Raw genomic sequence first — 24,591 nt, forward strand, 5'->3', positions numbered from 1 at the left:
ATCAAGCAGGTACACAGCGATGCAAACAAAAAAAGCGTACAGCCCGGGTGATAACACGGATTGTACGCTTTCTGTAGTATGTAAGCCTGTTTCTATTAAACAGGCTATTCTTTATTATTCATCGCTTCGTATAACAGGGCCAAATTCCGCTCGAGCTTGTTCAAAATTTGTTTGCCTGTTGGCTCTTGAATGAGCCCGACACGAACCGCGTAGTCAACCTGTCTGGAGAAACCATACATTTGGGTATCCAATACTTCCTCATAGAGAGGGCAGTAACGCGTAGCCAGGTTCTCCATCTGCACTTCGATCAGCTTCTGTATTTTATCCGCATCTTCCTGCAGAAGATTTAATGCTTTCAGATTCAGTTGCTCCTGCAAATCAGATGAAGTCATGTTTCTTCCCCCCTATGTCCCTAAAGTCGATCACTCATCTACTCTATTCTTAATATTAGACGAAATCGAAGGCCAATACAAGAACCTCTCTAAATAATCCCTTTCCCAAGTCTCCCCAATTTGGATATGATGTTTTGCACAATCATTCGTTAAGCCAGGCCTTATAATTTCTATAGTCTTCAAAAAAGCACCCTTGCCTGTAAGGCAAGAGTGCTTTTTCGAACAAACGATTATTCGGCAACTACCTTCACATTCAAGCCGTGCTTCGCAAACACTTCGGATACGGCAGCCTTTGCCGCATCTGCATCAGGTCCGTGAACATGAAGCTCATAGCTTTGCGTGTTTACCAGCGTTGTGAAGAGACCCAAAATACTTTTTACATCGATATACTTATTATCTGCTTGAAGAACGATGGATGATGAAAATTTGCTCGCTGTTTGAGCAATTTCAACTACCGCTTGATTGTTGTTCGCCATTTCGAATCCCTCCGCGTCTAACTTTGGAATAAATATATTACCATGATACATTGAATCCGCTTCCCTAGCAAGGTATATTCTCTCTATTTCAAGTTCTCCGGATTCAAAGGCTCCAGCTCAGGCACTACGAATATTCCGTCTTTGCGGATGAGCACGTCATCGAAATAAATTTCCCCGCCGCCGTATTCCGGGCGTTGTATAAACACCAGATCCCAATGGATCGAAGATTTGTTTCCGTTAAATGCCTCTTCATAAGCTTGACCCGGGGTAAAATGAAGGCTGCCCGCAATCTTCTCGTCGAACAGAATATCCTTCATCGGATGCAAAATGTATGGATTGAAGCCGATCGCGAATTCGCCAATATAGCGCGATCCTTCGTCCGTATCTAGGATTTTGTTAAGGTTTTCCGTATCATTGCTCGTCGCCTCTACGATTTTTCCGTTCTCGAAGCGGAACTTGATATTCTCGAACGTAATCCCGTTATACAAAGTAGGTGTGTTGTAACTGATCGTACCGTTCACCGAATCCCTAACTGGCGCCGTGTATACTTCCCCGTCCGGAATATTGCGCTCTCCCGAGCACTTGATGGCTCCGATTCCTTTAATGGAGAAAGACAAATCGGTACCAGGACCGGTAATCCGGACTTTATCCGTACGCTTCATTAAGTTTGCTAACGCATCCTGCGCCCGGTCCATTTTGGCGTAATCCAGATTGCATACATCGAAATAGAAATTCTCAAAAGCTTCGGTGCTCGTATTCGCTAATTGCGCCATGCTGGCGTTTGGATAACGAAGCACGACCCATTTCGTATGCTTCACCCGCTGCTCACTATGTACCGGATGGGAATAAAGCGAATTGTACAGCTTCATTTTATCTTCAGGAACATCGGACAGCTCGTTCACGTTCGTGCCGGCCCGGATGCCGATATAGCAATCCATCTGCTTCATCCGGTTAAGGTCAATTTCTGCCCAGGTCTTCATCTGTTCCTCATTCGCATATTTGAAAAGTGAACGCTGCACTGTGCGGTCGGTCAGCTCAACAAAGGCATTTCCGCCCTTTCTGCCAACCTCTTCGACGATCGCGATCAGTAAATCCCGTTCATTGCCGATCATCTCGACAAGCACGTTTTCTCCCGGCTGAACGTTAACTGAATATCCAACCAAATTTTCCGCCAATTTCTGTATTCTTGGATCTCGCATACAGACTTACGCCTCCTCTAATTTACATAAGCAGCATTCCCATCGTGACAGGAAGCTGCTCCGTTAGTTGAACGCTGGTTAATTCGTATTCTATTGTATCACGGTCTGCCGAACTCTTCCAAGGGATTTGGGGATATTCGGAAAATAAACGTCCGCTACTTGTAATCGGAGAACCGGTTATCCGTACGTAGCGTTTCCTGCTGCGGAGCACCTTGCGGACTCAAATATGCTATTCTCGATTCGGAGGTCAGGCGCATTGGTAGCCCTGTCTTCGAACTGAGAGTAAGATGGTATACGGCTTGAACTTCAGCTTGATTCAGCATTTCGGCAAGCTGTTTATCTCCCGCGCTCCAGATCTGCTCCGACTGACTGGCCAGCTTCGCCCGTTCGGCGCTCGGCAGCTTCGCAAGCTTGTTCTCCCATTTCTGTCTTACCTGCTTCATCTCTTCCTCCAGTTCCCCGCCAATCAGAGCCTGCGCATCCGCGGCATCAAGTTCAATCCGCAGCACCTTCGTCCCTCTGGCTGCCCCGCTCTCCAGCTTGACGGATTTGCGAGCATTACGGATATGCTCCAGCTGTTCCAGCGGGTTAAGCCGTGCCAGCCCCCTGCCGAGCATCTCTTCGTCAGATTCGATATGCCAGCGCCGCCCCTGCGCCACAAACTTCGTTTCATATTCTTCTCCCGCTCGTGTTCCCGCTGCCAGAGGACCTCCCTTGCCTCCGGACTCCCCTTCCGGTATTACCGTCCGCATAGTCAGGCGGTGATGATTATCCAGCCTGCCGTTATAGCTTAAATTTTGCTCCAGCACTCCTTGCTCCCCGCGCCATAATGCTGCTTTGCCCTGAAAAGTCAAAGCATCCACGCCAGCTAAGCCGGACCACGCATGATTAAACCACTGCTCGCCGCTCCGAGTCTCCTGAAGACGGCAGGATGACATCGCGGCTGCAGCCATCAAGCAAAAACTCGCTAAGATAAACCTGTTAAGTAGAACCATGATGCTGATTCCTCCTCGGTGCTATAAGCCTGATAGCTGTAGGCTGTCCCTGCCCGAAGAATCTATTCGCCGGCAAAACAAAAACTGCCTCACCGCGCGAGACAGTTCATCTTGAAATTGCTCTATATTTAACCCGCTTGCGTTTGATTTCTACCGTTATTCTTCGCTTTGTACAAAGCCATATCCGCCTGGTAAAACAACGATTCAACACTGATTCTGTCATCATCCCGCGTCCACTCGGCAATCCCGCACGACACGGTCACCTTGGGCTCGGTCTCCTGTTCTACGCGCAGTCGGATCATTTCCGCGATTTGGAGCCCGTGCTCAATGCTCGCTCCCGGCAAGTACAGGGCAAGCTCCTCGCCGCCCCACCGGGCCGCGATATCCGTTTTGCGAATCGTACTCCTGATAATGGAGCATACCTGCTTTAGGATTTGATCTCCGGTTTGGTGCCCGTACGTATCATTGATCCCCTTAAACTGGTCGATATCAACGACGATCAACGAGCCGTTGGTGTCCTTCTTCTGAAACTCCTGAATCGTATCATCCAAATAATGGCGCGCATATAGCCCTGTAAGCATGTCCCGGTTAGCCATCCTCCGCACTTCCGCATGCAGAGAAGCGTTAGCAATCGCAAGGCCGATATGGGAAGCCAGCACTTGCAGCAGCTTGTAATTTTCATAAGAGAAAAACCGTTCTTCCCGGTGGGACAGCATAATAACGCCGTTCACTTCTCCCCTGACGATCAAAGGTGCCGCGATAAGAGATCGCGAGTCCGTCACCTCCATCATTTTGGAAGAAAACTTGCCATAGGCCTTGTAATCTGACAAAATAATCGGCTCCTGCGTCGAATAGACCAACCCGCTAAAGCCGTAATCCTTCGGAAAGAACTCCTTGGACAACGACGGCACATTGCTGGACATGATCTCAAAACGCTCGTTCTCTTTGGCGATTTGCGAGATGCAACAAAACTCAGCTCTAAAGATCGACAACAGCTCTTCCGTGGCAAATTTAAAAACTTCTTTAGGCCGGAGACTTTGATTCAGCCGTTTAGTCAATTCATTGATCAGCCGCAGTTCGCTGATCAACAGATTGGACTGCTCGTACAACTTCGCGTTCTCGAAGGCAGTTCCCGCCGTATCGGCCAGCATGCTGATGAGCTGCAAGTCGATTTCCTCCACCTGATCTTTAAGCAGCAGCAAATGAAACACTCCATAAACGCCCTGCTTACCAATGAGAGGAACCGCGATTTCTATGTTCAGCTCGCCTTCAGCGCTCTGCAGCTCCTTGCGCAACATTCTGCCTTCCATGAATGCCCTAACGCAGATATGCTCCTGCTCTCCGTGCAGCAGAAGCGACTTGACCCTCGGATCGCGGCTGACGTGATCCTGCGACATGAGCAGTTCCACCTTAGCCTCCGGATACATGCCGGCGATCCTCTCGAACACTTCGGACAAAATGGAATCGATGTCGATTTTGCCATGCAGCTTCTGAACGACCTGGAACAATATCGAACGACGCTGCTCCTCGCGCTTGTTCTGTCTCTGAATACTCAGCAAATCCAGCACGAACCAGGCATGGAATCTCTTGTAGAAGCAGGCCCGGAAATAATGGGCATTCATTTTCGCCAATATTAGAGAAGCATCAGCACCCATGCCTTCGTCCAGCACGCAGCCAAATACAGCAAACAAATGCCCGTTACTCCGCGTCAAGACCGGAACGGCAATGCAGTTGTTGCGTTCGAAGGAACGGACGGCAGAGTCGAGACTTTGCACGCTGGCGGCGACCGTCTCGGCAACAATCTGTGGAATCGGCATGTCTGCATCGATGAGCGTTCCGGCATGATTGGCCACGAACCACCTTACCCCATCAAGTTCGGGCAATCCGGCAACCTCCTGCTTCCAATCGGCGAAGCCTTTCTGTATGAACGGTTCAATATATGAGTAATCATGCTCTGTTATATCGAGTTGTTCCAGCCAACTCATATGCTCGTTTGCTTCCTCAAATAGCATAGACAGGGAAGAATTCGGAATTGTTTCTATCATCGGGTCGTCTCTTGATTGTTTGGCCATAGGAAAACTCCTTTTCGTCGCACTTGGAATACGGCGATTTATTGGTAACCTAAGCTAATTCAACTCTGTCCATGTATAACAGCCGCTAATGGTTGTCTCATCCGTCCAGTGATTCTCGCTTCTGTGATTCCGATTTTTTGTGACTATATGTTTATTTTACTATCTTCCGTCCCTTTTTGCATTAATTTTACTTCATTCTACCACACTTTTTTAGGCCGAAAGCCCTATCGACATAAACTACGTTTTTTAACGCTTTTCATACAAAAAACCCATCTTGACTTTATTCAATGATTTCATATAATATATATTGTTGATGAAGACTGGATAGGTCTTTGATTAGGGCGTAACGCATGCGGCACCCTCTGGACTTTGTTGCTGTCGGGACAGCGGCTGAACTTTCCTGACAGATGAAGCGTAATTATTTCTATCCTTCGCTTACCTAAACAAAGTCCGCGCAAGTAGAACCCTATAAAAATTTCAAATTAAAGGAGTCTACCTATACAATGGCACGTTACACTGGTCCTAAATTTAAACTTAGCCGCCGTCTTGGCATTTCCTTGAGCGGCACTGGAAAAGAATTGAAGCGCCCATTCCCTCCGGGACAACATGGTCCAACTCAACGGAGAAAAATCAGCAACTACGGTATGCAGCTTCAAGAGAAACAAAAGCTTCGCCACATGTATGGCCTTGGCGAGAAGCAATTCCGCACTGTGTTCAACAAAGCTCAAAAAATGAGCGGTATCGCGGGTGAGAACTTCATGTTCCTCCTCGAAACTCGTTTGGACAACTTGGTTTACCGTCTGGGCTTCGCCAACTCCCGTGCAGGCGCACGTCAATTGGTATCCCACGGACACGTTACCGTTAACGGCAAGAAAGTTGACATCGCTTCTTACTCCGTAAGCACTGGCGACGTAATCGGTCTTCGCGAAAGAAGCCGCGGTCTTTCTTCCATTAAGGAAGCCCTAGAGAACCGTACGCACGTTCCTGCTTACCTTGAGTTCAACGACCAAGCGCTGGAAGGCAAATTCATCCGTTTGCCAGAGCGTTCCGAGTTGTCCCAAGACATCGACGAGAAGCAAATCGTCGAGTTCTACAACCGTTAATAAGCAGTTCAAAACCGACTCATCCGCAAGGATTGAGTCGGTTTTTTTATTTTCTATTTAAGCAAGCGACAGCCTTCATCGTTATTTTCTGCATGGCCAATCTTTGAAAGAGCATTCAAATCCCTTAATTTATGCTATAATGTTGCTGTTAAAAAGGAGGATATTTCATGGCTCGCGATAACGATACAAGCTCCAACAATAAGCAACAGAAGAAGGCAAAAGCTCCGAAGCGCTCCAAATGGCGCTGGGTCTGGAAGACACTGGGCTGGCTGACCCTGCTCGGATTCGCTGCTGTTCTCTTTGCCGGAGGCGCCGTATTCGGGTACGTCACCTCGATCGTTAAGGATGACCCCGTGCGATCCCGCGCCGATATAGAAACGAAAATCAATCATAACGAAATGACAGGCTTCGCCTATTTCCGCGACGGTTCAGGCATCGGCCAGCTTCGTTCGGAAGAAGACAGGCGGCCGGTTAATTACGATGAAATTCCTGCTTCCGTCATAGATGCAGTTATCGCTATTGAGGACAACAACTTCAACAGCCATATCGGCGTCGATTTCAATGGAACGATGCGCGCGGTCAAACAACGGCTCCTGAAGGAGGACGTGCAGACCGGAGGCAGCACGTTGACTCAGCAGCTGGCCAGGCGCGTGTTTCTGAGCCTCGACAAAACCGATAACCGAAAGGTCAAGGAAATTTTTCTTGCTGTACGTCTGGAACGCTTCCTGTCCAAACCGGAAATCATTACAGCTTATTTGAATAAGGTCCCTTTTGGCAACGGCTCGAATGGGTATCAGGTATACGGCATCAAAGCTGCCGCCAAAGGAATATTCAACATCACCAATTTAAACGAACTTAACATTGCCCAAACGGCTTATCTGGCGGGGCTGCCTCAGCTTCCCTCCGCCTATTCCGCCTTTAACGGCAAAGGAGAATTCAACGAAGAGGCATTTACGCGTGCGATCAAGCGTCAGCAGCTCGTGCTGTCCCGCATGCTGGAAGAAAATAAGATTACCAGGGAGCAATATAACGAAGCATTAGCCTTCGACATTAAAGGCTCTTTGGCCGAACAAACGAAGAAGGCCTACGAGACGTATCCATACTTGATGCTGGAAACCGAGCGGCAGGGCGCTCTCGTCATCGCCATGATGAATAACCCGGAGATGACCAAAGAGGAGTTGCTGAGCAATCCGCAGCTGCTCGAAGAAGCACGGCAGCAGCTTCTGACAGGAGGCTATCGAGTCTACACGACCATCGATAAGCAAGTGTACAACTCCATGCATAAAGTGTCGGAGAACGCCGACAATTTCAGCCCTTACAGCGAGAAGAAAGGGCTGGAGCAAGTCGCGGCCATCATGCTCGACAACCGTTCCGGCGCCATTCTCGGGATGATTGAAGGCCGGGATTTCTATACGGAGCAAATGAACTATGCTACACAAATGAAAAGGCAGCCCGGATCTACGATGAAGCCGGTCGCCGCTTATTTGCCGGCGATGGAACTCGGCTTGATCCAGCCAGCCAGCATCATCGATGATTCGCCGATCATTTTGCGGGATTACTCCAAGGGCTATCATATCCCGGTGAACTCAAGCGGCGGCTACAAAGGCTTGGTTACAGCAAGAACCGCGCTGAATGAATCGCGGAACGTACCGGCGCTGAAGGTGTTTAATCAAACGGTAGGCATTGAGCAAGCCTGGGAGTTCGCCAAGAAGCTCGGTATCACCACATTGGTCGAGGAAGACTACGGAGCTCAGACCGGCGTCCTTGGCGGCCTTAAATACGGCGTTACCGTTGAGGAGCTTACGAACGCATACAGCACGGTCGCCAATGGCGGAGAGTTTACCGATGCCTATATGATCGAGAAAATCACCGATTTCAAAGGCAATGTCGTGTATAAGCATGAGGTCGAGCCTGAACGCGTCTTCTCCAAGCAGACCGCATACCTGATGACAGATATGCTTCGTACGGTAATTACTGACGGAACGGCGAAGTCGCTCAAAAGTGATTTCAAAAGCTACGGAAAAATACCGATCGTCGGTAAAACGGGCTCCACGCAAAGTTATGCGGACGTATGGTTTATGGGCTATACTCCCGACGTATCGCTAGGCGTCTGGATCGGCTATAAAGAACCGGTCAATACGCTGTCTGACGCAGGCAAGTCGAGAGCACGCTCTATTTGGGCCAAAGTTATGAATGAAGTGACCAGCAGCAAGCCGGAGCTGTTTCAAACGAAACAATTCGAGAAGCCGGATGGTATCGTAACCAAAACCGTTTCAGGCTATAGCGGCAAGCTGCCAACCGCCCTTACGCAGCAGGCCGGAAAAATGGTCACGGATCTATTTAACGCTAAATACGTGCCTTCCGAGCCCGACGACGTGCTGGTTCGGGCGAAATATGTCACTTATGAAGGCGTCAACTATGTTCCGCATGACACGACCCCTTCGGATATGGTGCTGGAAAAAGTCGTCATGAAACGCGAGAAGCCGATCAAGGAGCTTGTCGACGAGCTTCAGAAGGCCTTCTCCGGCATGAGGGGCGGTCATAAACCGCTTAGCTTCTACATGCCGAAGGATGCTGGCGAGGATGCTCCAACCAAGCTGGATCCGCGGGAAGACGATGGTAAAGATCCATCGCCGCCTAGCAATGTCCATCTGACCGGGGCGGGCGGCACAGCCAGTATATCTTTTACTAAAAATCCCGAAAATGATATTGTCGGCTACCGTCTGTATCGGTCGGAAGGCGGAGCTGCTTTCAAGGGCACCGGGAAGGTTGTGCTGGCAGGCCAAGACACCTTGTTCACGGACTCGGGCTCCGGCGGCAATTTCGCCTATTACATTACAGCGGTAGACGTCGCTGGACGCGAATCGGCGCCAAGTGCGATCATCAGCTTCGATAGCTGGAGTGGCATCCACAATCCGGATGGCTCGGACCAGGAAGCATTGCCGGAGATTGATTTGGACAATTTAGCTCCGCCGAATGCGCCAGGGCAAATAGGCGTGCAGATCAATGACCAGGAAATTACGGTAAGCTGGGCAGCCAATGCGTCCGAAGAACACATTACGAAATATCAGATATATTTATCGGATACGGCGGATGGAGCGTATTCTAGACTAGGCTCCACCCCAGCCACGCAATTCTCGTTTAAAACGGATTCGCCAAGCGGTTGGGTTAGGGTAACGGCGATCAATGCGCTCGGAGAATCCTCACCCTCGGGCTCGGTGCAGTTCAAGAAGTAACCGCGAAGACCAAAAAGCTTCCACGCTTGTGGAAGCTTTTTTTGCGTATTAAACTACTTATCTGTTAGCTACCAGTCCCTCATACCGAAACGAATAATAATGTCCGTTCCCCTGCCAACCTCGCTTCGCACCTCGACCATTCCACGATGGGCCTCAGCAATCTCTTTGGCAATCGCCATGCCAAGACCGCTGCCGGATGACGTACGGTCAGTATCCGTTCCCCGATAGTATCTTTGGAAGAGGCGGCTTTGGGTAACCTCATCCATTCCCGAACCGTTATCCTCGAAACGGATGGCAAAGCCTTGGTCCGGGAGTTTTTGCACATGAACCGCTAGTCGAGTCCCCTCCGGATTATGCAGCATGGCATTGATCATAATATTGTCCATCATGCGGCGAAAGGCCGTAGTGTCAACATGATAATAAATCTCCTCGGGAGAAGGAATCCATTGGCATTCATAAAGTGACCAAACCGGATCCTCCGCGATGCGTTTGACCGCTTCCCCCACGACCTCATTCATGTTCCGGCATTCTCGTTTCAGCGCATCGTCAGCGTGCTTAAGGCGGTACAGCATATTCAAATCCTGAACTAGTCCGTCCATGTATTCGGCTTTTTCGGCCATGATAGCGGCAAACTCCATAATTTCCTCCCGCTCCCATTCATATTGGCTCGTACGCAGCAGTTGGGCATACCCGAATATGGATGAGAGCGGGGTCTTCAAATCATGGGACAAGCCGGCGATCCACTCCTCACGCATCCGGTCATTCCGCTCCCGTTCAAGCTCACTGCGCTCAAGCTGACCCGACAATTCCTGTACGGAATGAATAACCTCGGCATACGCCCGATATCTCCGTTTGAGCCGTCCTGAACGTCTCTTGCTTCGCGGCCTTCCGTTCCGGTCCGCCGGCTCTTTGTATTGCCGCTGAGCCAAGTTCTGCAGCCAGCGCATCACGTGAAGCACCGGCAGCCCGAATTTATTCCCCTGCCATAACGCTAATGCGCCGCAAGCAAGCAATAGGAGCAGCACGAGACTGCCAAAACCGTACATGATGAGCTCGCTCTCGCTGTTCACAGTTGGTCCGAAAGGGGTCAAACGAATTCCCGGAGCTGCTTGGAACGGGGCATGAATCAGCCAGATCCTTCCGGTATCCTCTTCCATTCTCATTTCCATGCGGGTTCCGTAACGTTCGGGGTACTGCAGCCTGAGAACGAGCTCCTGCGGTGAATAAATCCGAGGCACGCCAGCAGGAAGGCGATACGACGCAATCTCTGCCCCCCGCAAATCAAGAAGCTGAATACCCGCCTCGTATTCTCCCAAGACATAGCGAACCTCCTCTGGCCATGCGGTTGTGCCTTGTGCCTGTTCCGCCTCCTTCATCAAGCGCTCGGAACGGGAGGCCTCCTCAGCCAGTTTGGCTACAGCTGTATCCAGCGGCTCCTTCACCCCGTAAAGCAGCGTTACCGTCTCTCCATCAATAACACGTATCAGGATGTACAGGCGATATGGAAACGGCACCTGCCCGTAAAAATAGTTGACCAGTTCCCCAGGTGTATATTTTGCAGGGATGTCGGGAGGCGTAAAAAATGCGTACATCGCTTCTCCGTCCTCATTTAAGACTTGAAGCCATCCCCCATTATCTTCAACCTGCTTCAGCAGCTTGGGGGATATATACGGAGAGCCATCCTCCTGAATGGAATACGCATCCATAATCGATTCCAAGGCGACACGAGAGAAATTGCGTTTCAGTTCAAGCTCAGTCATGTTATTCAAAATCCACAGAAACATCATTACAACGCAAACAGCTGTAATTGCTCCGACGGTCAGCCACTGTCTGATGAACATCAGAACGAAGCGACGGCGCATCGTCATTTGTCCGCCCCTCTTCGGACAAGCTTGTACCCTAACCCCCTAACAGTAAGCAAAAATTCCGGCTTGGCTGGATTTCGTTCAATTCGCTCCCGTATGCGGTGAATATGTACCATGACCGTGTTATCATCGTTAACCGCAGATTCCCCCCATACCCGCTCATAAAGTTCTTCTTTGGGAAAGACACGATTAGGATGGCGGCATAAGAACAACAGCAGCTGAAAAACTTGTGCCGGACAGTCGACGATAGCTCCCTCTACGGTCAACTCTTTGGCGGTTGCATCCACTATAAAATAGCCGAAATCGTATGTTTCCTGTCCCCCCGGCTTCTTCGCCGGCAGAAACATCGACGATTGAGCGGTTCTTCTAAGGTGCACCTTCAAACGGGCAACGACTTCGAGCGGATTAAACGGCTTGACGATATAATCATCGCCGCCGATCGCAAATCCCGTAAGCTTGTCCAAATCTGTAGAGCGGGCCGTCAAGAACAAAATTGGCGCGTCCGTCGTCTCCCGGATGAAGGGAGCAGCCTCAAAACCACTTCTTCCGGGCAGCATTACGTCTAAAATAATCAGGTCGTATGTTTTGGAACGGCAGGCCTCAATCGCCTCCTCGGCACTTCCGGCCAAATCCACGTCGGTATATCCTTCCTTGACCAAAACCGTATGCAGCAGCTTGCGGATCGCCTTCTCGTCATCGACAAGAAGAATACGAGGTTGGCTCATTGTCAGCCCTCCCTTACGCTTATTTCGTGCTCATTGTATGCCATTGTAACATATTAATTTTATCTTTTATCGTCCGGAACCTTAACAGAACCTTAACAGCAGAGTTTTATATTTAAGATGCTGTTCATACCTTGTTTCCCCCCCGTTTAAGTCCAGCAGATATGATTATAGATAAATAGAGAACAGAATGGGAGAGTTGAAGGACATGCAAACAAAATTGATCATTTGCGCACTCGCACTTATTCTATTATCGGGGTGTGGATCGGGTTCGCAGAGTACAAGCACCCTCGCCAATATCGACGAGCTGCCGGGAGCATTAATGGCTGAACGTTATGACCAGGTTTATAACAGCCTCAGCGATGATTTCCGAAGCCGAGTTACGAAGGCACAAATCAAGACGCTGTCACAATCGTTCTTTGAGACAGAAGATTTATTCGAAATAAAATCAAGATATGCGTTAAACGCTGTGACAGACTACATTTGGCTCAATTCCTCCGGCAGTAAAGGAATCGCAGCTACCGCCGATCAGGACGGGGTTATATGGGGGATGCAGATTGTGAATCTGGCCAGCTATACCGAGACAGACAATGCTTACACCAAGCAAGAGTACAGTTTGCCTTTAAAGGGAAATTGGTTTACCTTCTGGGGCGGAAGCAATGTGCTTCTAAACTATCACTACGCCTACGAGACGCAGCGTTATGCCTATGATTTCGTGGCCGTGAAAGAAGGCTTCTCTTATGAAGGAGATCCATCCCGCAATGAGAGCTTCCATGCTTTTGAGCGGGAAGTGCTAGCTCCTGCGGACGGCGTAATCGTAGAGGTCGTAAACGATGTGGAGGATAACGCTCCGGTCGGTACGATGAACGAGAAGCAGGCTGCCGGCAATTATATCATCATCGATCATCAGGGTGAGTACAGCATATTAGCGCACTTCAAACAAGGATCGATTACTGTTCGTGAGGGACAAAAGGTACAGCGCGGCGACTTGCTTGGATTAACCGGCAATTCCGGCAATTCCAGCGAAGCGCATATTCATTTCCAGGTATCCGACCAGCCCAGTCTGGAGCAGGGCAAATCCATCCGCATTAAATTCGTGAACGGACTGGATCCGGTCAAAGGACAATTTATTGAAGGCTAACTACAAGAAAGACGCCAGAACTGTTCATCCAGGCGTCTTTCTCATTATTATTTATCGATTATGCCTAAACGCCTCTTCTCAATCCTCTATCGTCGATAAGTCCCCAGCTGGGAGATTCAATTCCCAAGCTTTGAGTACACGGCGCATGATTTTGCCGGAACGCGTCTTCGGCAGCTTATCCTTGAACTCGATTTCGCGCGGTGCCGCATGGGCCGATAGCCCCTCTTTCACGAAGCGTGCAATGTCCGCCTTCAGCTCCTCCGAAGGCTCATAACCATCCAGCAGCGAAATGAACGCTTTGATGATTTCGCCCCGCGTCGGGTCAGGCTTGCCGATTACACCCGCTTCCGCAACGGCCGGATGCTCCAACAGCTTGCTCTCCACCTCAAACGGACCAATTCGTTCGCCGGAGGAATTGATGACATCATCAATCCGGCCCTGGAACCAGAAATAACCGTCTTCGTCCATATAAGCCGTATCACCGGAAATGTACCAGCCCGGAATCCGGAAATATTCCTCATATTTCGGAGCGTTGTTCCAGATCAGCCGCATCATGGCTGGCCAAGGCGTACGGATGGCCAAATTCCCCATTCGGTTAGGCGGCAGAACCTTGCCGTTATCATCGATAATCGCAGCCTCGATGCCTGGAACCGGCTTGCCCATGGAGCCAGGCTTCAACGGCATCGACGGATAGTTGCAGATCAGCTGTCCGCCAGTTTCCGTCATCCACCATGTATCATGAATGCGAAGCCCGTATACTTTGCGGCCCCAGCGCACGACCTCAGGATTCAGCGGCTCGCCTACGGACAGGACATGTCTCAGCGAAGACAGATCGTACTGGCCGATAATGTCTTCCCCTGCGCCCATCAACATCCGAAACGCGGTCGGCGCACTGTACCAGACCGTCACATTGTTCTGTTGGATCGTATCATACCAGTCCCCGGGACTGAAGCGCCCCCCGCGCACAACATTCGTAACACCAATCAGCCAAGGTGCGAATATGCCATAGGAGGTACCCGTCACCCAGCCCGGATCGGCCGTGCACCAGTACCTGTCGCCTTCTTTCAGATCTAGAACGACCCTGCCTGTATGGTAATGCTGAACCATCGCGTTATGGACGTGATATACACCCTTAGGCTTTCCCGTAGAGCCGGATGTATAGTGCAAGATCATCCCGTCCTCCCGGTTGACCCACTGGATTTCGGTCTCCGGCGGGGCCTGTTCAAGCTCGGCCAGCAGGTCGATCAGTCCCGCTTCCTGCGGAAGATCCTCGCCGACCAGGAACACGTGCTTCAATGCGGGAAGCTCATTCCGCTTAACGCGAGGCAGCAATGCAGGCGTCGTAACGATTGCCACCGCACCGCTATCCTCCAGCCGGTCCTTTACTGCCGTCTCCATAAAAGCTTCGAAGAGCGGCCCTACGACCGCACCAACCTTAAGCGTGCCAAGCAGGGAGATATACAGCTCCGGGCTTCTCGGCATGAAGACGAAAACGCGATCGCCCTTGCCAACCCCATAGCTGCGCAATACATTCGCAAATTTGTTCGACAGCGTGCTCATCTCTTCATACGTATAGGATTCATTCCTGTTCGAATCGCTAAACAGCAGAGCGGTACGGCTGCCTTTCCCCGCATCCACATGGCGATCGATCGCTTCATAAGCCATATTGACGCGACCCGTGTCATACCAGGAGAATTGCTTCTCCACATCGGCCCAATCGAATTTGGCATAAGCCTCCTCGTAATTCCCCAAATTGGACGAAGCAGCTACCTCCGAAATAACCTCACCTTGCAACTGACTCATTGTTTCATCCTCCTTGAATCTGTCTTTAGACAATCATTGAAAAGCAAATTCAAATCATGAAAACGGATACACGTTGGCGGATTTCATTACACGGACTATAGCTGTCAATCTATTTGCGTAGTTTGAAGCGGTATCCACTTGTTCATGAGGGCCAGTGTGTAATTAGTCATGCATTGTTAAGCGGGATGTCAAGAGTTATTTATGAATGTTTTATGTCGGAATACATTATAACACACGCTTTTATGAGGGGCTATACTTTTCAAATTTTCATTTTTCTGTTATAAGTGAGGGGAACGAGCAAAGGAGGCGGCGAAAATGGAACATCAGAAAACACATATCCGCCATACCGTATCAAGTGAAGGCCGCGAAATCGTCATCGAAGGCCCGGTCTTGCCGGAGCTTCTGCGAAGCTTCCAAATGCATGAAGAGCTCGATGCTTTCCGAAGGCCGAAGGATCAGCACGAAGCATTGATCGAAATCGCGGCGCTCCCGGAAGGACGAATCATTATCGCAAGGGAGCAGGACACGATCGTCGGTTATGTCACGTTTCATTATCCGGATGAAATGGAACGCTGGTCTCAGGGCAATATGCCCGATCTCATCGAGCTCGGGGCGATCGAGGTGGCAAACGACTACCGTTCGCTCGGGCTTGGCTCGAAGATGATCCGGACGGCATTCGAGCAGGATCAGATGGAGCGGTACATCGTATTTACGACGGAGTATTACTGGCATTGGGATTTGAAAAGCAGCGGGCTCAGCGTGTGGGACTACCGAAAAATGATGGAGCGGCTCATGAAAACGGTCGATATGGTCTGGTATGCTACCGATGACCCGGAAATTTGCTCCCATCCGGCAAACTGTCTGATGGTCCGCATCGGGAAAGATGTTCCGCTGGAATCTGAAGAGCAATTTGACCGCATTCGCTTTCAGCAGCGGTTCATGTACTAAGTGCACATCAGATGATGACACAAGAGCAAGGAGAGTGGCGCCCATGACTGGAAGCGCTTTATTGGTTCATCATGATAAAGCTATGAATTATCATTTTCACGACAGCCATCCTTTTCATCCGATCCGGCTTAAATTAACGCTCGATCTCCTTGCCGAAGCGAAAGCACTAGGGCCTACGGCGATGCTGACATCGCGTCCAGCCACGGAAGACGAACTGCTGCAAATTCACCAGCCTGCATATATCGAGGCTGTAAAAGCGTTAAGCGCAAGCCCTGGGCCGGATTGGCTGGAGCGGGCAGGGCAGTACGGGCTGGACGACGGCGATACGCCTTTCTTCCCGGGCATGCATGAAGCCGCTGCTTATGTTGCGGGAGGCTCCATTTCGGCCTGCGAGGCGGTCATGTCCGGTCGCTGCGATCATGCCCTGCATTTGGGAGGCGGCCTGCATCATGCTCTCTCCGCCAAAGCAGCGGGCTTCTGCGTATACAATGACGTCTCCGTGGCCATCGCCTATGTCCGGCAGCGCTACCAGGCACGGGTGCTCTATATCGACACCGACGTGCACCACGGCGACGGGGTGCAGTGGAGCTTCTACTCCGATCCTGAAGTATGCACTTATTCCATCCATGAGACCGGCAAGTATTTATTCCCGGGCACCGGCTTCGTGCAGGAACGGGGCGAGCATCAGGGCTATGGAACCTGTGTCAACATTCCGCTGCAGCCTTATACGGAAGACGCTTCCTGGATGGAATGCTTCGAGCAATCGATCCGCCGCTTGACGGAATATTTCAAGCCGGATCTCATCATCAGCCAGCATGGCTGCGACGCGCATGCACTCGACCCTCTCTCCCATATGCAATGCAGCATGGCCATCTATAACGAGATGCCCGCCATTATACACAGCCTGGCCCATACGTACTGCAGCGGGCGCTGGGTTGCCGTAGGCGGCGGCGGGTATGACATCTGGCGTGTCGTCCCCCGGGCATGGAGCCTGCTTTGGCTGGAGATGACGGATCATCCGCTAAAGCGCTCCCTCGACCAGCACCCCCGTACCCGGCTGCCCCAAGCATGGATCGAGCGCTGGCAGGAGCAAAGCTCAGTAAGCCTCCCAGCCGAATGGCTGGATGATTTAACCCATTGGGAGGGGATTCCCCGCAGGGCTGAAATTACGGCAAAAAACCGCGAGAGTCTCGCGGTTGCATTACAGGATTTCCCCTGAGCCTGATTAACGGTTCAGGCGAGCCACCATTTCGTTGAGGATTTCGAACGAACGCTTGGCGGCCAATACCGTAAATTCGGCGAAATTGACGTCCGCCGTGCCATCAGCCTTGTCGGACATCGAGCGAAGAATAACATAAGGAACATGATTCATATGGCATACTTGAGCCACGGCTGCCCCTTCCATTTCCACGCAGGCGCCATCCATCGTCTCGTGAAGCTCGCGCACATAGTCACGATCGGAAATGAACTGGTCGCCGGACAGCACCTTGCCTACGATAAAGTTGTTGTCCGCGCACAGTTTGGAGCAAACCTCCTCCGCCAGCCGGATCAACTTCTTATCGGCCGGAAAATCCGAAACGTCCTGATAAGGAATCATGCCGCGGGCGAAACCGAGCGGAGTCACGTCCATATCATGCTGCTGGCATGAAGAGGAAATCACGATATCCCCGATATTGAGCTCGGGGTGAACCGCACCGGCGACTCCCGTAAACAGTATCGTGTCGGCTTCAAAGCGATCGACCAGCACCTGCGTCGTTGCGGCAGCATTAACTTTGCCGACCCCTGATCTGCAAACGACAACCTCTTTGCCGTGCAGCAGCCCGGTCACAAAGCTGATTCCGGCGTGCACGACCGTGTTCTGCCGCTCTACCTGCTCCAACAGCAGAGCGATTTCTTCATCCATGGCGCCCATCAGCCCAATCGTTGCGGCCATAAGATCTCCTCCTCCTTTTTTTCCCTAAAAAAAGCTCCTGAACAGGAGCTTTTTCCGTATAACCTTTTTCATATATTTGTCTGTAATCTTCTTCTCTATCTATAATTGATGAATCAGTCCTGCCAATTATACATGGCTTACCGACAAGCGAAGAATCGTCTCATGCGGCAAAATTACCTTCGAGCTCTCCACAGTCTCTTTCTTCATCAATTTCGTCAACAAACGCATAGCCACCGCACCGAGGTCGTACATCGGCTGAGCTACCGTAGTCAGCTGCGGTCGGACCATCGAAGCCATCCGAATGTTGTCCACGCTAATAATAGAGAAATCCTCCGGTACTTTGAGGCCCTCATCCTGAATGCTGTGGATCGCTCCAATCGCCATTTCATCCGTAGCCGCGAAGATTGCCGTTGGGCGCTTCTTCAGGCCCAAGAAATACTTCATCGCTTCGACACCGGATTCGTAGCGATAGTTGCCGATCCGCACCAGATCCTCCTGGTATTGAATCCCCGCAGTTTCGAGCGCCCGCTTGTAGCCCTGGAACCGCGCGTATCCGTTAGCCGGGTCCTGCAGCGTTCCACTGATCATGGCGATCTCGCGATGACCATGGCGAATCAGCGTGCTAACGGCATCGAAAGCAGCTGCCTCATGATCGATATCAACGGACGGAATCGTTCCGTTCTCATCGCTCGTCGCACACAATACAACCGGAACAGAGGACGTTTGGAAAGCCTGCATATGCTCTTCCGTCACTGCCCCGCCCATAAAGAGAAGCCCGTCCACCTGCTTCTCAAGCAGCGTGTTGATGACGCGGATTTCCTTCTCTTTCTTCTTGTCCGCATTACATAAAATAATGTTATAGTGGTACATGTTGGCGATGTCTTCAATGCCCCGGGCGATTTCTGCGAAAATTGAATTTGAGATGTCTGGAATTACTACGCCAACCGTAGTCGTCTTCTTGCTCGCAAGGCCTCTTGCGACCGCATTCGGACGATATCCCAATCGTTCAATTGCTTCGTATACTTTCTTCCGGGTTTGCGGCTTCACGTTGGGGTTGTTGTTGACAACCCGTGAAACCGTGGCCATTGAGACGCCTGCTTCACGTGCCACATCATAAATGGTAACCGTCACATTCTTCTCTCCATTGCCAATAGATTTTCACTCATTCATCCCGTAGTTTTCAAGCTCCAATTAGGTTTATGATACGACAAAATTTTACTTTGTGCAATGTTCGCGCTTTATTCAGCTAGAATTCCCTCTAGGACTTCTGAAGTAATGTCGGAATGGGAAGTGTGCCAAACGGCTTGTCCGTTTTTGACTAGAATGGCTTGAGGGGATTCATGCTTTACTCCAAGATGCTCGGCAGCCGCATTGGATACGGCCCTGTCTTCAACAACGTATATCACACCGTAGGTAACAGCTTCATTGGGATTATGATTTAAGTATGCGTCAACCTCCCGGTGCGCTCCCGAACTGATGGGACAACGGGTACTATGTTTGAATAACAAAAGCGGCTTAAGCGCTGAGCCTTCCACAGTCTGGGCAAGCTCTTCTATGGAAGTTATTCTTTTCAAAGCAGCCATAATATATCCATCCCCTTTTTCCGACAAGGCAGACTCAACATACTCTTTAGATATCTTAACAAAAAAAAGACGTTAAACACAACTCATTACAGCACTTTGCCAAAAACCGTCCTTAATTCGCCCTTGAAAATTGACTGTTATTTACAAATTGAGATATTTGCGCTAATCTTTTGGAAATATCCTCCATCCAATCGCTATCTTCCATGCCTTTGGCGCATCCATACACATCCAGCAGCAGGTTAATGCGTTCCTTGCATTTCTGGTCGAGGAGCGATTCAAATGATGGAGAGTCCGTCTCATTCCATGTCCGGTAAATGCCGTACATCACGTCCGCCAGTTCGTTCACCTCATTAAAAAGCACGAGCCCCTGCTCCTGGCTCGCCTTCAGTTCCCCCAACAGAGCAAGCAGATCCGGTTTGACGGCCGGAAGCACCTCGTAGTGACTGCATTGCTCGCATTCGAATATCGGTACTCTGTCAATTTCGATAACCCCTCCAAAAATGAGCACTCTAAAATCGAGGCTCATTTCTTGCCCGCAATGACACAACTTGCGCACAGTACCACCTCTTCTTACAAATCATTTTTCAATTTACTTTTAACTGCCCGTCGTCCATTAAATGATGTATTCGACCCTTAGGGGATGTTCTCCTTTTCGGGGATGCAAATGCTTGTAATTTCCTTGATTGGCAAGGAATCTCGCCTAGGTTGCGGCGATGTCCATATGAAAAATAACTTTATTTTTGATACAATTAAAATATCGAAAACGATTTTCGTCAAGACCGATCAAGAACTGGAGGCGTCGATATTGAGACTTACTGGTAAAAGAGTTATCGCTTTAGTGGACGAGGAATTCGAGGATTTGGAGCTGTGGTACCCGATTTATCGGGTGCGTGAAGAAGGAGCCGAGGTGCATCTCGTCGGACCGGAGAAAGGCAAAAAATACATCGGCAAGTACGGCGTGCCTGCTGAAGCGGAATATAGCTTCGAGGAAATCGATGCCAAAGACTACGACGGCATTCTCGTTCCGGGCGGCTGGGCCCCGGACAAGCTTCGCCGTTACGGCAAGGTGCTTGAAATGGTCAAAGAACTTCATGCGGCGAAGAAGCCGATCGGCCAAATCTGCCATGCTGGCTGGGTGCTGATATCCGCTAAGATTCTACAGGGCGTTACGGTAACGTCGACGCCGGGAATCCGTGACGATATGGAAAACGCAGGCGCGATTTGGAAGGATGAGGCCGTCGTCGTGGACGGGCATATCATCTCAGCTCGCCGCCCGCCGGATTTGCCGCCGTACGGCAAAGCATTCGTCGATGCGCTGGCGAAGGCGTAATCAGTCCGCCTTGAAGCCGCTGCTGAATATCAAAAAGAAGAACCGCAAGGGAAGGAGCCGGCTGCTCGATCCCTATGCGGTTCTTCTTCGTATTTAATTATTCTGCCACACGCAGCTTTCCGCAAAACGCGTAAGTTCTGCCTCCACCTCAGCTCCAGTCGCGAGCCGATAGCAGTTCGCCCCGGCTTCTCTCCCTGCCGAAGCTTCAGCATTCAATATCCGGTGCTTTACCCTTAACAGCGATTGCGGTGACATGCTCAGATCGCGGACGCCCAGATGAAGCCAGATGGGGATAGCCTTCTCATCCCCAGCGAGTTCTCCGCAGACGCTGACCGGGATCCCAGCATCCTGCGCTGCCGTAATCGCTTGGCGCAGCAGGCGAAGCACTGCAGGATGAAACGGCTGGTACATATGGGCGATCGTCTCATTCATCCGGTCGACCGCGAGGACGTATTGGACAAGATCATTCGTACCGATGCTGAAAAAATCCGCTTCCTTGGCCAGCAAATCGGCGATCGCCGCCGCCGCCGGCACTTCGACCATGACGCCGACCGGTATGCCGTCGTCGTAAGCAATGCCGCGCTGGTCGAGATCGGACTTGGCCTCGGCCAGTATTTGCTTCGCCTGGCGTACCTCCTCCAGCGAGGAAATCATCGGCAGCATAATTTTCAAGTTTCCGTAGGCGCTGGCCCGAAGGATGGCGGTCAATTGAGTCTTGAACATATCCTTGCTGTTCAAGCTGATCCGGATAGCCCGATAGCCGAGGAACGGGTTATCCTCCTCCGGCAGCTCGAAATATTCCAGCTGCTTATCCCCGCCGATGTCGAGGGTACGAATCACGACCGAATGACGGCCTGCCTTCTCGGCGACCTGCCGGTAAATTTCAAACTGCTCCTCTTCCGAAGGAAAGTTTGGCCGGTCCATATAGAGGAACTCGGTACGGAACAACCCCGCGCCTTCGGCACCGCAATTGAGAACCTGTTCCAAATCTTTGACAGAGCTGATATTGCCCGCAAGCCGAAAGCGGACACCGTCCCGCGTGATGGCATCGACTGTCGCCAGCAGCTGCAGCTGCTCCTTGCGCTTCCGCTGGGCTTCGGCCATTTCTGTGTACCGTTGTATGATTTCTTGGTCAGGTTCAACATAAATAAGTCCTTCATCCCCGTCAACGACAAGCATATCGCCCGTCTTCAGCGGCGCTCCGAGCTTATGCTCCAATCCAGATACAAGTGGAATCCCTAAAGCCCGGGCCATAATGGCCGAATGCGAGGTCTTGCCTCCAGCCATCGTAACCATGCCCAGTACATTATCGGGATTCATATGTACAAGCTGGGAGGGCGACAATTCCTTAGCCACCAAGATATAGGGCTGGGTATCGGCTGGAAGCGTAATATCGGGCGTGCCAAGCAAATGCTTCAACAGGCGATTGCCCACATCCTTGATATCGAGCGCCCGCTCTTTCATGTACTCATCATCGAGCAGATCAAACATCGTGACAAAATGATCCGTTGCTTCTTTGACAGCAACTTCTGCGGCTTTGTACTGGCGTTCGATGATCCCGCGGATTTCGCTCATGAATACGGGATCCTCCAAAATGGCCAAATGGGCGTCGAAAATGCTCGACTCCTCGACCCCTACCGCTTCCTTGACTTCATTTTTCATTACTTCGATTTCCGTCTTGGATGTGCGTATGCCTTCATACAATCTTTCAAACTCTGCGGCCAAATCCACCTTATCCATCTGGCTGTCCGGCACATCCCATTCCCAGGCAGGCAGCACGAATGCCTTGCCGATGGCTACGCCCGCTGCTGCAGCGACGCCCTGTATCATGTTTAGACCCCCTGTATCCTGCTCTGTTATAGGATATCAATCTCTATATAATATTTATCTTTATTCACGAAGTAATTCGGGTTCGCACTATTATGGTAATCCTAGGTTTACAAATTTGTCAAAGGAAATTAAGCCTGTCCGGGCAAAACAAAGAAGAGGACCCCCGAATTCGGGTCCTCTTCTTACAGATTATTGCCTGCTCTTGCCAAGCAAAATGCTGTCCTCTACCTTGATGCACCGGTCCATGATGACCTTCAGGCCGCCCTGCTCAGCAATTTGCGCAGCTTCCTCACTGATGATTCCCTGCTGGAGCCACAGCACCTTGGCACCGGCCGTAACCGCCTCCCGCGCTACCTCCGGCGTATATTCGCTGCGCCGGAATACGTTGACGATATCGATCGGCTCCGGAATGTCCGCCAAGGAGGCATACACCTGCTCGCCGAGAATCTGTCCGCTTACCGCCGGGTTCACCGGAATAATGCGGTAGCCGTTGCTCTGCATCGCTTGGGCCACCATGTAAGACGTGCGGTCTGTCTTATCAGACAGCCCGACGACGGCGATGTTACCCGCATGCTCCAAAATTTCCTTGATTTCCTCGCGACTGGGATTTTCAAAAGCCATGGCCTAATCCTCCTCTCGAAGTTCCATAGTATGCCCTGCCCTAACTTCTTATACCCATTCTACCTGAGCGCCAAGCGCCTCCATATGGTCGAAAAATTGCGGATACGATTTAGCGACGTGATGCGCGTCCTTGATGACCAGCGGTTCACGGCAGCGCAGACCGACAATCGTCAAAGCCATGATAACGCGGTGATCGTAATGAGCGTTGATCTCAACTCCACCCTCAAGCCCGCCCGGACGGCCGTGCACGATGATCTCGGCCTGGCGCTCCTCTACGTTCGCACCGGCTTTTCTCAGCTCGTTCAAATAATCCGTAATCCGGTCGCATTCCTTATATCTTAAATTCTCTACGTTATAGAAACGGGAAGTTCCGTCGGCAAACACCGCGGCTGCCACCATGGCGAGCACCGCATCGGTCGCGGCATCGCCGTCGAACTCCACCGGACGAAGACGGCCATTGCCTTGTACGTGGACCGTGTCGTTCACATGAGTCAGCGGTACATCCATCATTTGCAGGACGTCTACGACCGCGCGCTCTCCCTGTTTGCTGCGCTCAGCGAGACGTTGCACCTTCACATTCGATTTAGTTACAGCAGCTGCCGCCAGAATGGCCGCAGAGCCCGGATAATCGCCTTGAACCGTATAGGTCTTCGCCTGGTAGCTCTGGCGGCCAGGTACCTTGAAGCTCATGTAATCGTCGCTGGCATGAATAATGATCCCCGCCTGCTCCAGCACTTCCAGCGTCTGGCCGACAACGACCTTCGATTTCAAATCGTCCAGCACCTCGATCTCGCTGTCCTCCTCCAGCAGCGGAGTCAGGAACAAGAGGGCGCTTAAATACTGCGAGCTAACCGCACCGGATACGGTGATCTTGCCGCCTTTTGGATTGCCGCCGCGAATCGTGATAGGCAGACGGCCCTCCTGATGGTCGACCTCAACGCCAAGCTGTTTCAGGGCCACAATCAAATCGTCATGCGGACGCTTGCCCAAGGAATCAGGGTACGTGTTGACGAAGGTCACCTCAGGGCACAAGGCGCCGATTCCCATCAGAAACCGGAGCACGGCTCCGGCATTGCCAACGTTCAATTCCTTAACATCCTTCGGTTTCCGGCCAAAGCCCGTAATGACGATCTTCTCCTCATCCTCTTCCAGTACCGCCCCCAGGTCGGCAATGCAGCGGCGCATAGCGTCGCTGTCCTCGCTGTGTGCAGGGTAATATATAGTGCTCGTTCCCTCGGCTAGTGCGGCAACGAGCAGATAGCGTGTCGTATAATTTTTCGATGATAGCGCCCCGATTTCACCGCTAAGCTCGGGCGTTGGTCTAACGATAACGTCCATTTAT

At 51.1% G+C, this 24,591-nt stretch carries 21 protein-coding genes; 6 read left to right on the top strand and 15 right to left on the bottom strand.

Going from position 1 to position 24,591, the window contains the following annotated elements:
- Nucleotides 1-104 precede the first annotated feature (104 nt).
- From ACYUJT_RS13085 to ACYUJT_RS13105, 5 genes are all read right to left on the bottom strand, one after another.
- Entirely contained in the window at nucleotides 105-392 is a 288-nt protein-coding gene (locus ACYUJT_RS13085; protein WP_460322672.1) for a YlaN family protein, read from the bottom strand.
- 230 nt (nucleotides 393-622) lie between these two features.
- Nucleotides 623-868, bottom strand: coding sequence for an HPr family phosphocarrier protein (locus ACYUJT_RS13090; RefSeq protein WP_155610300.1), 246 nt, complete (start codon nucleotides 866-868; stop codon nucleotides 623-625).
- An 83-nt stretch (nucleotides 869-951) separates the two neighbouring features.
- On the bottom strand, nucleotides 952-2,067 hold the full coding sequence (locus tag ACYUJT_RS13095) for an aminopeptidase (protein ID WP_460322675.1): 1,116 nt from the start codon (nucleotides 2,065-2,067) through the stop codon (nucleotides 952-954).
- Between the two features lie 155 nt (nucleotides 2,068-2,222).
- Complete coding sequence (locus ACYUJT_RS13100; RefSeq protein ID WP_460322677.1) at nucleotides 2,223-3,062, bottom strand: hypothetical protein; 840 nt, start codon at nucleotides 3,060-3,062, stop codon at nucleotides 2,223-2,225.
- A gap of 128 nt (nucleotides 3,063-3,190) precedes the next feature.
- A complete protein-coding gene (locus ACYUJT_RS13105) occupies nucleotides 3,191-5,134 on the bottom strand; it encodes a sensor domain-containing diguanylate cyclase (protein WP_460322680.1) in 1,944 nt (647 codons plus the stop codon).
- Between the two features lie 503 nt (nucleotides 5,135-5,637).
- Between ACYUJT_RS13105 and rpsD the strand changes: the two genes are divergently transcribed.
- The gene (rpsD, locus tag ACYUJT_RS13110; RefSeq protein ID WP_460322684.1) at nucleotides 5,638-6,237 is read left to right on the top strand and encodes a 30S ribosomal protein S4; all 600 of its coding nucleotides are present in this window, start codon (nucleotides 5,638-5,640) and stop codon (nucleotides 6,235-6,237) included.
- 167 nt (nucleotides 6,238-6,404) lie between these two features.
- A complete protein-coding gene (locus ACYUJT_RS13115) occupies nucleotides 6,405-9,473 on the top strand; it encodes a transglycosylase domain-containing protein (protein ID WP_460322686.1) in 3,069 nt (1,022 codons plus the stop codon).
- A 68-nt stretch (nucleotides 9,474-9,541) separates the two neighbouring features.
- Here ACYUJT_RS13115 and ACYUJT_RS13120 read toward each other — a convergent pair whose 3' ends face one another.
- Complete coding sequence (locus tag ACYUJT_RS13120) at nucleotides 9,542-11,341, bottom strand: sensor histidine kinase (protein WP_460322689.1); 1,800 nt, start codon at nucleotides 11,339-11,341, stop codon at nucleotides 9,542-9,544.
- On the bottom strand, nucleotides 11,338-12,063 hold the full coding sequence (locus ACYUJT_RS13125) for a response regulator transcription factor (RefSeq protein WP_460322692.1): 726 nt from the start codon (nucleotides 12,061-12,063) through the stop codon (nucleotides 11,338-11,340). The genes ACYUJT_RS13120 and ACYUJT_RS13125 overlap by 4 nt, the downstream gene beginning before the upstream one ends.
- 205 nt (nucleotides 12,064-12,268) lie before the next feature.
- Between ACYUJT_RS13125 and ACYUJT_RS13130 the strand changes: the two genes are divergently transcribed.
- Nucleotides 12,269-13,201, top strand: coding sequence for a M23 family metallopeptidase (locus ACYUJT_RS13130; protein ID WP_460322695.1), 933 nt, complete (start codon nucleotides 12,269-12,271; stop codon nucleotides 13,199-13,201).
- Nucleotides 13,202-13,279: 78 nt separating this feature from the next.
- Here the strand turns inward: ACYUJT_RS13130 and acsA are convergent, their stop codons facing one another.
- On the bottom strand, nucleotides 13,280-15,004 hold the full coding sequence (acsA, locus tag ACYUJT_RS13135; RefSeq protein ID WP_460322698.1) for an acetate--CoA ligase: 1,725 nt from the start codon (nucleotides 15,002-15,004) through the stop codon (nucleotides 13,280-13,282).
- A 315-nt stretch (nucleotides 15,005-15,319) separates the two neighbouring features.
- Here acsA and ACYUJT_RS13140 point away from each other — a divergent pair, with 315 nt between their 5' ends.
- Both ACYUJT_RS13140 and ACYUJT_RS13145 read left to right on the top strand, forming a co-directional pair.
- A complete protein-coding gene (locus tag ACYUJT_RS13140; RefSeq protein WP_460322701.1) occupies nucleotides 15,320-15,952 on the top strand; it encodes a GNAT family N-acetyltransferase in 633 nt (210 codons plus the stop codon).
- 43 nt (nucleotides 15,953-15,995) lie between these two features.
- Nucleotides 15,996-17,171: an acetoin utilization protein AcuC gene (locus ACYUJT_RS13145; protein ID WP_460322704.1), complete on the top strand. Its 1,176-nt coding sequence runs from the start codon at nucleotides 15,996-15,998 to the stop codon at nucleotides 17,169-17,171.
- A 6-nt stretch (nucleotides 17,172-17,177) separates the two neighbouring features.
- Here ACYUJT_RS13145 and ACYUJT_RS13150 read toward each other — a convergent pair whose 3' ends face one another.
- The 4 genes from ACYUJT_RS13150 to ACYUJT_RS13165 all read right to left on the bottom strand — a co-directional run bounded on the left by ACYUJT_RS13150 (nucleotide 17,178) and on the right by ACYUJT_RS13165 (nucleotide 20,024).
- On the bottom strand, nucleotides 17,178-17,885 hold the full coding sequence (locus tag ACYUJT_RS13150; RefSeq protein WP_460322707.1) for a 5'-methylthioadenosine/adenosylhomocysteine nucleosidase: 708 nt from the start codon (nucleotides 17,883-17,885) through the stop codon (nucleotides 17,178-17,180).
- Nucleotides 17,886-18,011: 126 nt separating this feature from the next.
- Nucleotides 18,012-19,016, bottom strand: a complete 1,005-nt coding sequence (ccpA, locus tag ACYUJT_RS13155; RefSeq protein ID WP_055107543.1) for a catabolite control protein A — start codon at nucleotides 19,014-19,016, stop codon at nucleotides 18,012-18,014.
- A gap of 107 nt (nucleotides 19,017-19,123) precedes the next feature.
- Nucleotides 19,124-19,468 (bottom strand): bacillithiol system redox-active protein YtxJ, encoded by a 345-nt coding sequence (gene ytxJ, locus ACYUJT_RS13160; protein WP_460322711.1) that lies wholly within the window; start codon nucleotides 19,466-19,468, stop codon nucleotides 19,124-19,126.
- A 112-nt stretch (nucleotides 19,469-19,580) separates the two neighbouring features.
- Nucleotides 19,581-20,024, bottom strand: a complete 444-nt coding sequence (locus ACYUJT_RS13165) for a hypothetical protein (RefSeq protein ID WP_460322713.1) — start codon at nucleotides 20,022-20,024, stop codon at nucleotides 19,581-19,583.
- Nucleotides 20,025-20,270: 246 nt separating this feature from the next.
- Between ACYUJT_RS13165 and ACYUJT_RS13170 the strand changes: the two genes are divergently transcribed.
- A complete protein-coding gene (locus ACYUJT_RS13170) occupies nucleotides 20,271-20,798 on the top strand; it encodes a type 1 glutamine amidotransferase domain-containing protein (protein ID WP_213590704.1) in 528 nt (175 codons plus the stop codon).
- Nucleotides 20,799-20,891: 93 nt separating this feature from the next.
- Here ACYUJT_RS13170 and ptsP read toward each other — a convergent pair whose 3' ends face one another.
- The 3 genes from ptsP to aroA form a co-directional block, all read right to left on the bottom strand.
- The gene (gene ptsP / locus ACYUJT_RS13175) at nucleotides 20,892-22,628 is read right to left on the bottom strand and encodes a phosphoenolpyruvate--protein phosphotransferase (protein WP_460322715.1); all 1,737 of its coding nucleotides are present in this window, start codon (nucleotides 22,626-22,628) and stop codon (nucleotides 20,892-20,894) included.
- A 189-nt stretch (nucleotides 22,629-22,817) separates the two neighbouring features.
- Entirely contained in the window at nucleotides 22,818-23,249 is a 432-nt protein-coding gene (locus ACYUJT_RS13180) for a CoA-binding protein (protein ID WP_460322717.1), read from the bottom strand.
- A gap of 48 nt (nucleotides 23,250-23,297) precedes the next feature.
- Nucleotides 23,298-24,587, bottom strand: coding sequence for a 3-phosphoshikimate 1-carboxyvinyltransferase (aroA, locus tag ACYUJT_RS13185; protein ID WP_460322719.1), 1,290 nt, complete (start codon nucleotides 24,585-24,587; stop codon nucleotides 23,298-23,300).
- Nucleotides 24,588-24,591 lie beyond the last annotated feature (4 nt).

It is taken from the genome of Paenibacillus sp. YSY-4.3, from assembly GCF_054767475.1.

Bases quoted from the DNA above. Each gene is read 5' to 3' on its own strand.
- ACYUJT_RS13085 (WP_460322672.1), bottom strand. From the start codon at position 392: ATGACTTCATCTGATTTGCAGGAGCAACTGAATCTGAAAGCATTAAAT.
- ACYUJT_RS13090 (WP_155610300.1), bottom strand. From the start codon at position 868: ATGGCGAACAACAATCAAGCGGTAGTTGAAATTGCTCAAACAGCGAGC.
- ACYUJT_RS13095 (WP_460322675.1), bottom strand. From the start codon at position 2,067: ATGCGAGATCCAAGAATACAGAAATTGGCGGAAAATTTGGTTGGATAT.
- ACYUJT_RS13100 (WP_460322677.1), bottom strand. From the start codon at position 3,062: ATGGTTCTACTTAACAGGTTTATCTTAGCGAGTTTTTGCTTGATGGCT.
- ACYUJT_RS13105 (WP_460322680.1), bottom strand. From the start codon at position 5,134: ATGGCCAAACAATCAAGAGACGACCCGATGATAGAAACAATTCCGAAT.
- rpsD (WP_460322684.1), top strand. From the start codon at position 5,638: ATGGCACGTTACACTGGTCCTAAATTTAAACTTAGCCGCCGTCTTGGC.
- ACYUJT_RS13115 (WP_460322686.1), top strand. From the start codon at position 6,405: ATGGCTCGCGATAACGATACAAGCTCCAACAATAAGCAACAGAAGAAG.
- ACYUJT_RS13120 (WP_460322689.1), bottom strand. From the start codon at position 11,341: ATGACGATGCGCCGTCGCTTCGTTCTGATGTTCATCAGACAGTGGCTG.
- ACYUJT_RS13125 (WP_460322692.1), bottom strand. From the start codon at position 12,063: ATGAGCCAACCTCGTATTCTTCTTGTCGATGACGAGAAGGCGATCCGC.
- ACYUJT_RS13130 (WP_460322695.1), top strand. From the start codon at position 12,269: ATGCAAACAAAATTGATCATTTGCGCACTCGCACTTATTCTATTATCG.
- acsA (WP_460322698.1), bottom strand. From the start codon at position 15,004: ATGAGTCAGTTGCAAGGTGAGGTTATTTCGGAGGTAGCTGCTTCGTCC.
- ACYUJT_RS13140 (WP_460322701.1), top strand. From the start codon at position 15,320: ATGGAACATCAGAAAACACATATCCGCCATACCGTATCAAGTGAAGGC.
- ACYUJT_RS13145 (WP_460322704.1), top strand. From the start codon at position 15,996: ATGACTGGAAGCGCTTTATTGGTTCATCATGATAAAGCTATGAATTAT.
- ACYUJT_RS13150 (WP_460322707.1), bottom strand. From the start codon at position 17,885: ATGGCCGCAACGATTGGGCTGATGGGCGCCATGGATGAAGAAATCGCT.
- ytxJ (WP_460322711.1), bottom strand. From the start codon at position 19,468: ATGGCTGCTTTGAAAAGAATAACTTCCATAGAAGAGCTTGCCCAGACT.
- ptsP (WP_460322715.1), bottom strand. From the start codon at position 22,628: ATGATACAGGGCGTCGCTGCAGCAGCGGGCGTAGCCATCGGCAAGGCA.
- ACYUJT_RS13180 (WP_460322717.1), bottom strand. From the start codon at position 23,249: ATGGCTTTTGAAAATCCCAGTCGCGAGGAAATCAAGGAAATTTTGGAG.
- aroA (WP_460322719.1), bottom strand. From the start codon at position 24,587: ATGGACGTTATCGTTAGACCAACGCCCGAGCTTAGCGGTGAAATCGGG.